This is a genomic window from Paraburkholderia phenoliruptrix, from assembly GCF_902859825.1.
Taxonomy (GTDB): Bacteria; Pseudomonadota; Gammaproteobacteria; order Burkholderiales; family Burkholderiaceae; genus Paraburkholderia; species Paraburkholderia phenoliruptrix.
Genome location: NZ_CADIKB010000119.1, coordinates 1 through 1,129, shown reverse-complemented (window position 1 = coordinate 1,129; position 1,129 = coordinate 1). Strand labels below are relative to the sequence as shown.

Below are 1,129 nucleotides of genomic sequence, written 5' to 3'. Positions count from 1 at the left end.
GCCCTGAAGCGTTCGCCCTCGAAATCCAACATTGACCATGATCGCAAGGTCGCATAATCTATGCCGCACCCGCCGTCCCAACCTTCAACTGTCTGTGGGACATTGCCCGTCGTTGCCACGCAAGTCGCACCGCAGTCAGCCGCGTTCAAACCAACACCGAGGATGCCGTTCGCTCCCATCACCGAAGGACTGTTCAGATCCGTCACGCCGGCAGGAATGCAGTTGTTCGTGGCCGAGCCGCTGACAGCTGGATCTGCGATCAACTGGATAGGGGCGTTTGAGGCCACTTCGCCAGCGAGCTGGACGTCCGCCTTTGCGACGGTGCCCCATGCGGTTCCGGAACCAAAGATCGTGCATTCGGTTAGCGTGCCGCCAGCAGTCGCCGAGACCTTCTGCAGCGGAAGCGTGACTTGCGAGTTGAACAGACGCAACCCAAACGAGCCGGTGTCGACGAGAACGTTATTGATCTTTTGGCAGTTAGAGGTACCCGGCACGCAGATTGTGACTGAAGTGTAGAGAACGTTCTGCGCACTCCAGGCGTTCGGGCCAACCGTTACGGACATCTGGTTCGAGACGAGGGTAGGCGAGCCGCCCGAGCTCGGCGAAGTCGGTGAGGTCGAAGTCGGTGGGGTCGAAGTCGATGTGGTCGAAGGCGACGACGTCGAGGTGCCCGGGGACGTCGAGGCAGCGGAGTTTGAATTACCCCCGCCGCCACATGCTGTCATCAAGGCAACGAGGCACGAGGCCGCCGAGATCATGAGAAATTTGCGCATCGGCGAGTCCTTTATCGAATATCCGAGATCGTGACGCCGCTTGGCATGGCGCTCGGGATAAAGGCACGGCCAGCATAGAAGCCCATGTGGCCGGTCGACTGGAACACGAAGTCTCCAGACGACACCGAAACGGGACCGATGCCGCCGTGCGCCTGGCGGAACGCCTTCACGTCCGCGCTGGCCTGGTCCACATATCCGCCCAGCAGTTGCCGGACATTCGGCTGGATAGCGTCAACTATCTTGTTCGGCGTGTTGCCTCACGAAGGAATGTTACCCGACGGATTGTTGTCGTTTCGCTTTCTTCCTTCTTTTCTTTCGGGGTTTGCCGGGCGCGGAGCGCCCGGCCCCCGCCGGCT

2 protein-coding genes are annotated in these 1,129 nt (G+C 60.5%); both read right to left on the bottom strand.

What is annotated here, in order from left to right; all coding sequences use genetic code 11:
* A partial coding sequence (locus HV711_RS33235) for a DUF3443 family protein (RefSeq protein ID WP_175145697.1) occupies positions 1 to 563 on the bottom strand: 563 nt, incomplete at its 3' end.
* A 221-nt stretch (positions 564 to 784) separates the two neighbouring features.
* Positions 785 to 1,000, bottom strand: coding sequence for a DUF2844 domain-containing protein (locus HV711_RS33230; RefSeq protein WP_279612686.1), 216 nt, complete (start codon positions 998 to 1,000; stop codon positions 785 to 787).
* Positions 1,001 to 1,129 lie beyond the last annotated feature (129 nt).